At 64.8% G+C, this 8,853-nt stretch carries 7 protein-coding genes and 1 pseudogene; 2 read left to right on the top strand and 6 right to left on the bottom strand.

What is annotated here, in order from left to right; translation table 11 throughout:
* Both WEA77_RS00330 and WEA77_RS00325 read left to right on the top strand, forming a co-directional pair.
* Window positions 1–325, top strand: a 325-nt coding sequence (locus WEA77_RS00330; RefSeq protein ID WP_368065883.1) for a M23 family metallopeptidase, incomplete at its 5' end; no start/stop codon positions are given.
* A gap of 113 nt (window positions 326–438) precedes the next feature.
* A complete protein-coding gene (locus WEA77_RS00325) occupies window positions 439–1,809 on the top strand; it encodes a M23 family metallopeptidase (protein WP_368065882.1) in 1,371 nt (456 codons plus the stop codon).
* A 105-nt stretch (window positions 1,810–1,914) separates the two neighbouring features.
* Here WEA77_RS00325 and clpB read toward each other — a convergent pair whose 3' ends face one another.
* The 6 genes and pseudogenes from clpB to WEA77_RS00295 form a co-directional block, all read right to left on the bottom strand.
* Window positions 1,915–4,530, bottom strand: a complete 2,616-nt coding sequence (gene clpB / locus WEA77_RS00320; RefSeq protein ID WP_368065881.1) for an ATP-dependent chaperone ClpB — start codon at window positions 4,528–4,530, stop codon at window positions 1,915–1,917.
* Window positions 4,531–4,706: 176 nt separating this feature from the next.
* Window positions 4,707–5,489 (bottom strand): DUF4167 domain-containing protein, encoded by a 783-nt coding sequence (locus WEA77_RS00315; protein WP_368065880.1) that lies wholly within the window; start codon window positions 5,487–5,489, stop codon window positions 4,707–4,709.
* A gap of 208 nt (window positions 5,490–5,697) precedes the next feature.
* Window positions 5,698–6,564: a peptide chain release factor N(5)-glutamine methyltransferase gene (prmC, locus tag WEA77_RS00310; RefSeq protein ID WP_368065879.1), complete on the bottom strand. Its 867-nt coding sequence runs from the start codon at window positions 6,562–6,564 to the stop codon at window positions 5,698–5,700.
* A gap of 10 nt (window positions 6,565–6,574) precedes the next feature.
* Window positions 6,575–7,648 carry a peptide chain release factor 1 gene (gene prfA, locus WEA77_RS00305; protein ID WP_368065878.1) on the bottom strand — a complete coding sequence of 358 codons (1,074 nt, stop codon included), beginning with the start codon at window positions 7,646–7,648 and terminating at the stop codon, window positions 6,575–6,577.
* A 38-nt stretch (window positions 7,649–7,686) separates the two neighbouring features.
* Window positions 7,687–8,130, bottom strand: coding sequence for an MAPEG family protein (locus tag WEA77_RS00300; protein WP_368065877.1), 444 nt, complete (start codon window positions 8,128–8,130; stop codon window positions 7,687–7,689).
* Window positions 8,131–8,166: 36 nt separating this feature from the next.
* Window positions 8,167–8,853 (bottom strand): annotated as a pseudogene (locus WEA77_RS00295) (alpha/beta hydrolase); the annotation flags it as partial.

Below are 8,853 nucleotides of genomic sequence, written 5' to 3'. Positions count from 1 at the left end.
TCACCTCTCCCGTTATGCCAGAAGCATCAAGGCGGGCCGCAAGGTGAAACAGGGCGAGGTCATCGGCTATGTCGGCTCGACCGGCGCCTCGACCGGACCGCATCTCCATTACGAGGTCTATATCAAGGGCAAGCCGGTCAACGTCATGTCCTTGAAACTGCCCAATGGCCGCAAGCTGGAAGAAGAGCCCGCCATGCTGGCAGAGTTCCAGGCGCACAAGGCCATGGTGGACGCCCTTCGGGCCGCCAAGGACGGACAGATGGCCGATGCGACCGCATTTGCCAAAACCGGCGCCGCGCCCGCTGCGCCGCCGCCCACGCCCTGACACAGCGCCTGCAGCGCGGTTCGCTTCCTTAACCTCGCCAGAAGGGGGAATCTGGCCCCGTTCTTGCTCATCCCGTGCTTGAAGGCCCGATCTTCAGGAAACGAGGTTAATGCATGGCGAGCCCGAAGCCGCAGGCACCCGCGACAGTGAGGCGCCTCGATACGCCCTACCGCTGGCTTGAACGCTTTGGCGCCGTCGCCGTCCTTGCCGTTATGGCGGGCCTGTTCCTCATGGTGCGGGCGGAGCCTTCTCCGGCAGGCGCAGATGCGTTTGCCGCAACCGATTTCCGGATCGAGGCTCTCGCGGCCGCCCCATCCGCCCGCACGGGCCGGATCACCGCGAACGTTGCCACGGCGGACGCGCTGGAAGTGCTTGGCGCTTCGGCCATCGATGCCTCTGGCGCCGCGGCCGCATTGCGCGAAGCTGCGCCCACGCGCGCCACACGCCTGCGCCCGGGATCTCCCTTCATCGCGTATTTTGACGAGACCGGGCCGGACGCGAACCCGGTTCTCACCGGTGTCAGCATCCGGATCGATCCGAAAACCACCCTCGCCGCAACACGCCGTGAGGACGGCACCTATTTCGCCAGCGCCCTCGCCGCCAAGACCTCGATCGCGCTGCACCGGATTTCCGGCGAGATCGCCACAAGCCTGCCCGATGCCATCCATGACGAGGGCGGCACCCGCGCTCATGCCGAAACTTTTGCCAGCCTCTTCCCCGAAGACCCGAAGCTCGCCCGGGGCGGCCGCAAAGGAGAACGCTTCGACATCGTGATCGAGATGATTGCCGACGAGCGCGGCAACTTCCTCGAAGCCGGCGATCTCGTCTTCGCTGCGTTCAATGGCCAGAAGGTCGCCGGCAGCTGGTACCGCTATGTGCCGGAAGACACCGGCGTTCCGGAATTCTTCAATCGCAATGGCGTGGCCGGTGACGAGTTCCTGATCCGCGAGCCGGTGCGTGGCAGCCAGATCAGCTCCGGCTTTGGCAACCGCATCCACCCGATCACCGGCGACATGCTGCTACACGCTGGCGTCGACTTCCGCGCGCCGGTCGGCACGCCGATCCGCGCCGCCGGGTCGGGCCTGATCACCGACATGAAGTATGGCGAGGGCTATGGCTGGTTCGTCCGCATACAGCACGAACGCGGCTTCGAGACTGTCTACGCCCACATGTCGGCCTTCGCCGAAGGGCTGACGCCGGGCCGCACTGTGATGCGCGGCGACACGATCGGCTATGTCGGCTCCACCGGCTCCAGCACCGGCGCCCACCTGCACTATGAAGTGCTGCGTAACAGCGCCTACGTGAACCCGGTGACACTGGAACTGCCTACGGGCCGAGACCTCTCGCGCAATGCGACGGCGTTTGAGGCTTTCCGCGTGCAACGCGACGTGATCGATACGCTTCGCGGCGCCGACCCTGCAGCACCCGCCGCCAGCGAAGTGATGACGGCGCAACTGAAAGCCATCCGGCCGGGAGCGCGTTAAAGCGGCGTTCCGAAAAGTGGCCACGGCTTTCGGACAAAAGCCGATATAAAACAAAGCCTTATAGCATATTTTTGATTCGCAAAAACAGCAAGATGCTTGTAGGGCTCAGTTCAGGGCCGCGCGCCCCTTGGCGAAGTTGTTCGGCACACCGTTGATCGACAAGGCGTCGCCTTCGACATCGACACGGATTGTCTCTCCGTCGAGGATGCGGCCTTCCAGCAGCAAGCGCGCGAGCGGATCCTGCAGCTCCTTCTGGATTACGCGCTTCAGCGGCCGTGCGCCGTAGACCGGGTCATAGCCGCGCGCGGCCAGCCAGTTGCGGGCGGCAAGGCTGAGCTCCAGATTCATCTTCCGTTCACGGAGCAGGCCTTCGAGGCGGCCCATCTGGATGTCGACGATATGGTCTATCTCACCGCGGCCGAGGCGCTTGAAGAAAACGATCTCGTCGATCCGGTTGATGAACTCCGGCCTGAAATGACGCCGGATCGCGCTCATCACATGCTCGCGGGCGCTCTCGGAGACTTCGCCCTCCTCCCCGCTCGCCAGCGCGTCGGCGCCCAGGTTCGAGGTCATGATGATGATCGTGTTCTTGAAGTCCACCGTGCGGCCCTGGCCGTCCGTGAGACGGCCATCATCAAGCACCTGCAGCAGCGTGTTGAACAGGTCCGGGTGGGCCTTCTCGACCTCGTCGAACAGCACGACCTGATAAGGACGCCTGCGGACGGCTTCAGTCAGGGCGCCGCCTTCATCATAACCGACATAGCCCGGCGGCGCGCCGATCAGGCGGGCGACCGAATGCTTCTCGGAATACTCCGACATGTCGAGGCGCAGCACAGCCGCTTCGTCATCGAACATGAAACCCGCGAGCGCCTTGGTCAGCTCCGTCTTTCCGACGCCGGTCGGGCCAACAAACAGGAACGAGCCGATCGGACGGTTCGGGTCCTGCAAGCCGGCGCGCGCGCGGCGCACCGCGTTCGAGACCGCCAGCAGTGCATCTTCCTGCCCGACAACGCGGCCGCGCAGCGTGTCTTCCATGCGCAGCAGTTTATCGCGCTCGCCTTCCATCATCTTGTCGACCGGGATGCCGGTCCACTTGGAGACGACGCCGGCGATATGCTCGGGGCGGACGACTTCCGAGACGAGCCCGCCATCAGCGTCGCCCTTGGCTTCAACTTCCGCGATCAGTTTCTCCAGCGCCGGGATGGTTGAGAATTTCAGCTCGGAGGCTTTCGCAAGATCGCCCTGGCGCTGCGCTTCGGCCATGTCGGAATAGGCCCGGTCGAGCTTTTCCTTGGCGGAGGCCGCGCCTTTCAGCTTGTCCTTCTCTGCGCCCCAGGCGGTCGCGAGTTCGCGCGAGCGCGTGTCGAGCCCGGCGATCTCGCCCTCGATGGTTTTCAGCCGGTCCTGCGAGGCCGTGTCTTTTTCCTTCTTCAGCGCTTCGGCTTCGATCCGCAGCTGCATCAGGCGCCGGTCGATCTCGTCGAGTTCTTCAGGTTTCGAATCCACCTGCATGCGCAGGCGCGCAGCTGCCTCGTCCATCAGGTCGATGGCCTTATCGGGCAGGAACCGGTCGGTGATGTATCGGTTCGACAGCGTTGCAGCAGAAACGATGGCGGCGTCCGAGATACGTACGCCATGGTGCGCCTCGTAGCGACCCTTCAGTCCACGCAGGATCGAGATTGTGTCCTCCACCGTCGGCTCGTCGACATAGACCGCCATGAAACGGCGGGCGAGCGCAGGGTCGCCTTCCACATGCTTGCGGTACTCGTCGAGCGTGGTGGCGCCGATACAGTGCAGCTCACCGCGCGCCAGCGCCGGTTTGAGCAGGTTGGAGGCATCCATCGCGCCTTCGGATTTACCGGCGCCGACCAGCGTGTGCATCTCGTCTATAAACAGGACCACGCCGCCCTCGGCCTGCGTGACTTCCGTAAGCACTGCTTTCAGGCGCTCCTCGAACTCGCCGCGGAATTTCGCGCCGGCAATCAACGCGCCCATGTCGAGCGCGAGCAGGCGCTTGCCCTTCAGGCTTTCCGGCACGTCGCCATTGACGATGCGCAGGGCAAGGCCTTCGGCAATCGCCGTCTTGCCGACGCCGGGCTCGCCGATCAGCACAGGGTTGTTCTTGGAGCGGCGCGACAGCACCTGGATCGCGCGGCGGATTTCTTCATCGCGCCCGATCACCGGATCAAGCTTGCCTTCGCGCGCATCCTTCGTCAGGTCGCGCGCATACTTCCTCAGCGCTTCGTAGCCTTCCTCTGCATTCTGACTGTCGGCCGTGCGGCCCTGACGCAGCTGCACGATGGCACTCTCGAGGCCCTTCGGCGTGACGCCCGCTACCTTCAGCGCTTCGGCGGCCGGATCGCCGCTGAGACCGGCAATCGCGAGCAGCAGGCGCTCGGCGGTCACGAACGCATCGCCGGCTTTCTTCGCGCCCGCTTCGGCTTCCTGGAAAAGTTTCGCGCCGGATTGTTCAAGCCGGAGCCCGCCAGTATTGCCGGACACTTTCGGCTGTTTCGCCAGCGCCGCATCGACGCCCTGGATCGCCAATTCGGGCCGCCCACCGCCCGCGCGGATCAGGTTCACGGCCAGCTGGTCGCGGTCATCAAACAGGGCTTTCAGGATGTGGGAGGGCGTCAATACCTGATGGCCGGCAGAAAGGGCCTGCGTCTGGGCGCTCTGGATCAGGCTGCGCGCACGTTCTGTATACTGTTCGATATTCATGGTTTTGCATCCCCATTGAAAGGCAGATTGAAGGCCCGGGTCCGGCCCCGCTCAGCGGCGGCCTTTCTGTTACAGGGGATTTGGGATGGCTGCCCGCCCGGCGCAAGCATCTTGGCGCAAATGAAACGCCCCGCCGGTGACGACGGGGCGCTGACATCTGGTCGCAGGAAAACTACCTAGTCGGCCGTCTCGGTCGGGACGCCCTCTTCCGAGGCCGGTTTGCGGCGGCCGCGGGCGAGCGTTTTCATTACGCCGTCGGTTTCGGACACGGCAACCACAGGTTCACGCGGCGGACGCGGCTCGCGCGCCTCGCGGGGCTCTCTCGGTGCACGGTCTTCGCGCGGCGGACGGTCCTCGCTGACAGCGCCTTCCTCGCGCGGACGATACGGTTTGCGGGCCCGGCGGGCCTTGTCGCCGCCGGCGCGTTCGCCCCGGGCTTCCGAGGGTTCGTTCTCGCTGGCTTCGGCGACATCATCGCGGTCGTCATCGGCGTCGATCACGCGCAGCGAATCAGAGACCTCTTCGTCGCTCCGGCGCGACGTGGCAGCAGTCACCACTTCGGCTTCGCCCCGCTCATCATAGGATTGGTTCGCCTCGTCCTGGCCGCCGCGAGAATCGCGGTCGTGACCGCCGCGCGGGTCACGGTCATCGCGCGGGCCGTTGCCATTGCCATTACGATTCGGCGGCTGGCCGCCCTGCTGCTGGGTACGCGCCTCGTTCTGCTTGGCCACGATGCGCTGGTAATGTTCCGCATACTGGAAGTAGGCCTCGGACAATACGCGGTCGCCGCTGGTATGCGCGTCGCGGGCGTATTGCTGGTACTTCTCCAGAACTTGCTGGGCAGAGCCACGGATCTTCACATCCGGACCGACGCTTTCAAAGTGACGGTTCGGATTGTTGAAGGCGTTCTGCTGCTGATTGCCGCCTGGGCGCCTGTTGCGACCGCGTGAGCGTTTCATGAATGGGTCTTGTCCTGTGTTCGTAAACCAGCGGTCACCGGCAAGCCAAGTTTTCGAATGGTCATCTTGCTTGCAGGCGGGATTGGGGAGGGACTTATCCGTTTCCACCGAACCCGAACGAAGGCAGCGTTAATTATCTGCCTCTCCGGCAGACTGCCCCTCGCTGAAATTGTTCTACTGTGTAACGGGCGGGCCAACAAGCGGAAAATCAGCAGGCAGGCTCGGGCGCCCGCCCTATTACACAGCGATCATTTCCGCCCAGGTCGCGCCAGTGTGCCAATTCGGCAAAGCCCGCGGTGTCCAGCAACCCGAGCACGGCGGGGCGCTGGTCGTGGCCGATCTCGAGCACCAGCGGCGCCCCGGGCTGCATCCGGGCGGCTGCAATGCGGATGATCTGGCGGTAGGCGTCCAGTCCGTCCGCGCCGCCATCGAGCGCTCCCATCGGATCATATTGCCGGACTTCCGGCTCCAGCGATTCGATCTCGCGGCTGGCGATGTAGGGCGGGTTGGAAATGATCAGGTCCGCCTCGCCCCAGCCGTTCCAGGCCGTCCAGCTGCCTTCGAAAACCTCCCCGCGGCCTTCAAGTCCAAGTTGCCGGAAATTCTCACGCGCGAGTGACGCCGCCGCCGGACTGGCCTCCACACCGATACCGGTCGCCAGCGGCCGGTTCGACAGGATCGCCGCCAGCAGGCAGCCCGTGCCGGTGCCGAGATCGGCGACCCTGACCGGGGCGTCCCGGGGCAGCCGCGCCAGTGCCCGCTCCACCACGATCTCGCTGTCCGCCCTCGGTATAAGCGCGCGGGCATCGCTGAGAATCTCCAGGCCGTAGAATCCGGTATGGCCGAGAATGTGCTGCACTGGCTCACGCGCCAGCCGCCGGGCAAGCGCCGCCTCGAAGGCGTTCTGCACACCCTTCGGCACCGGCGAGGTGCCCGCCGAAATCAGCGCCGCGCGGGTGTCACCGAACGCCGCGAGCATCAGGATCATCGCATTTTGCCGCGCGTCAGAAATGCCGCCCGCGTCCAGTTTCCGGGCGGCAGAACGGATCAGTTCGTCGAAGGTCGGCGCCGTCATCCCCCGGGCCTCAGCCGGCATCCATGGCCGCCAGCTTGCGCGCCTGGTCTTCCGTGATCAGAGCTTCCACCACATCGTTCAGCTTGTCGCCGGCGACAATGCGGTCGAGCGAATAGAGCGTCAGCCCGATGCGGTGATCGGTGACGCGGTTCTCGGGGTAATTGTAGGTGCGGACCTTCTGGCTTCGGTCGCCCGAACCGATCTGGTTTGCACGCGCTTCGGAACGCGCCGCATCCTTCTCGGCGCGCTCGCGTTCGTACAGGCGGATCTTCAGCTGATCCATCGCCTTCTCGCGGTTGACGTGCTGGGACTTCTCCGAACTCGTGACCATGATCCCTGTCGGAAGGTGCGTGATCCGCACCGCCGAGTCCGTCGTGTTGACGTGCTGGCCGCCGGCGCCTGACGAGCGCATCGTATCAATACGGATGTCTTCGGCCTTCACGTCGATTTCGATATTCTCGGGCGCGGGCAGAACCGCGACGGTTGCCGCCGAGGTATGGATACGGCCCTGCGTTTCCGTCGCCGGCACACGTTGGACCCGGTGCACGCCGCTTTCCCATTTCATCCGGCCAAACACGCCGTCGCCGGACACGTTGGCGATGATCTCCTTGTAGCCGCCCGCCTCCCCTTCGGAGGCGTCGACGATCTCGATTTTCCAGCCCATGATCTGGGCATAGCGTGTGTACATTCGCCACAGGTCGCCCGCAAACAGGGCTGCCTCGTCGCCGCCGGTTCCGGCGCGCAACTCCAGCACGATGTTCGCCTTGTCATCGACATCCTTGGGCAGGAGCAGGATCTGCATCGCCTGCTCGAGGTCGGGCAGGGCGTCCCTGATCTCCTCGATCTCCATCCGCGCAAGTTCGGCCATCTCGGCATCGCCGGCGGCTTCAAGCGCCTGCGCATCGGCAAGGCCGCGGCGCGCGGCCAGCAGCTGGCGCGCGTTCTCCACGACAGGACGAAGCTCGGAATGCTCCTTGGACAGGGCAATGATCTCTTTGGAGTCGGAAGTCGCGCCCATGCGGGCCTCGACCTCCTCATACCGGTCGATCACCTGCTGGAGTCGGGTCAGGGAAAGGGAAGCCATGGCCGCCCTTTAATCCGGTTTCACACCGCGTGGAAGCCTTACAGCGCCGGAGGCATCACGAAGATGCGCAGGGCTTCCGTACCAGCGAGGAAGACCAGGCAAAAGGTGGCGGCTGTGAACACCAGGAAGCGCAGGGCCACCTTGCCCACCACGACCTGCACGATGGAGTGCAGGATCCGCAGGGCGACATAGATCCACGCGACCAGCCCCGCCAGGTTGTCGTTGCCGCCGGTCAGCGCCATGAAAAACATCAGGGCATAGAAGATGGTAGGCTGCTCGTGCAGGTGGTTGTAATTGTCAGCGGCCGAGCGGACAAGCGCCGGCAGCTTGTCGCTATAGGTCCCGGGATGGCGGGCATCGTCCGGGTTGATGTTGTACTTCGAGAACGCCGGCAGGCGCAGGGCGTACATCCACACCCACATCACGAGCGTCCAAAGGACGAGCGCGAGCACGGGCTTCAGGAAATCGACGTCGATGGTCATTGGATCAGCCTCCCAACTGAGTTTCGGGGGCAGACCCTATCCGGGAGACTCAGCACTTTGCAACACGCCGGGTAATGCCGCCGGGGAAGAAGCCGGGCGCGCCTTGAAGAAATCGATGAAAGCCAGGATATCGTCATCGACGACGCTGTGACCGCCGGAGCGTAGCCACCAGACAATACCATCGGTCGGATCAAACGTGCGCATGTCGTCGCCGCTGATGCCGGGCACGCCCATCGCTGTCCACATGGCGCCGGCCGCCTGCGCTGCCCGGAAGCTCGAGTTCGGGTCTGACCAGACATCCCGGCGCGCATTGCCGAGGAACAGACGGCGCGGCGAAATCAGCGCCAGCAGCATGTGCTGGTCATACGGCAAGGTGGACGGATCGCGCGCATAAGCCTGCGCCTCCGGCGATAACCAGTGCGGATAGGTCTTGGCCATCCGGTCCAGCCGCTCCCCGGTCGGCGAACGCGACAGCGAGGCGCCGGCAAAGCCCGACTGGTGCGCCACCACCGCCTCGATGCGCGGATCCCAGATCGCCGCGAGCAGCGCGGCTTTCCCGTGCCGCGAATGGCCCATGATCGATGTCTGGCGCGTATCGACGCGGGCATCATCCTCCAGCACGTCGAGCGCAGCGGAGAAGGCGAAGGCCCAGGCCATCAGCGTGCTGGTCGGGTTCACGTCCGCACCGAGGCCCGCAAGCGCCTGCGGCGCCAGCTGCGCGCT

This window comes from Hyphomonas sp. (assembly GCF_040882205.1).
GTDB lineage: Bacteria > Pseudomonadota > Alphaproteobacteria > Caulobacterales > Hyphomonadaceae > Hyphomonas.
This window is presented reverse-complemented; position numbering and strand designations above follow the sequence as displayed.

What these genes read in the sequence shown, in the direction of transcription:
- clpB (WP_368065881.1), bottom strand. Translation starts at nt 4,530, where the DNA reads ATGAATATCGAACAGTATACAGAACGTGCGCGCAGCCTGATCCAGAGC.
- prfA (WP_368065878.1), bottom strand. Translation starts at nt 7,648, where the DNA reads ATGGCTTCCCTTTCCCTGACCCGACTCCAGCAGGTGATCGACCGGTAT.
- WEA77_RS00325 (WP_368065882.1), top strand. Translation starts at nt 439, where the DNA reads ATGGCGAGCCCGAAGCCGCAGGCACCCGCGACAGTGAGGCGCCTCGAT.
- prmC (WP_368065879.1), bottom strand. Translation starts at nt 6,564, where the DNA reads ATGACGGCGCCGACCTTCGACGAACTGATCCGTTCTGCCGCCCGGAAA.
- WEA77_RS00315 (WP_368065880.1), bottom strand. Translation starts at nt 5,489, where the DNA reads ATGAAACGCTCACGCGGTCGCAACAGGCGCCCAGGCGGCAATCAGCAG.
- WEA77_RS00300 (WP_368065877.1), bottom strand. Translation starts at nt 8,130, where the DNA reads ATGACCATCGACGTCGATTTCCTGAAGCCCGTGCTCGCGCTCGTCCTT.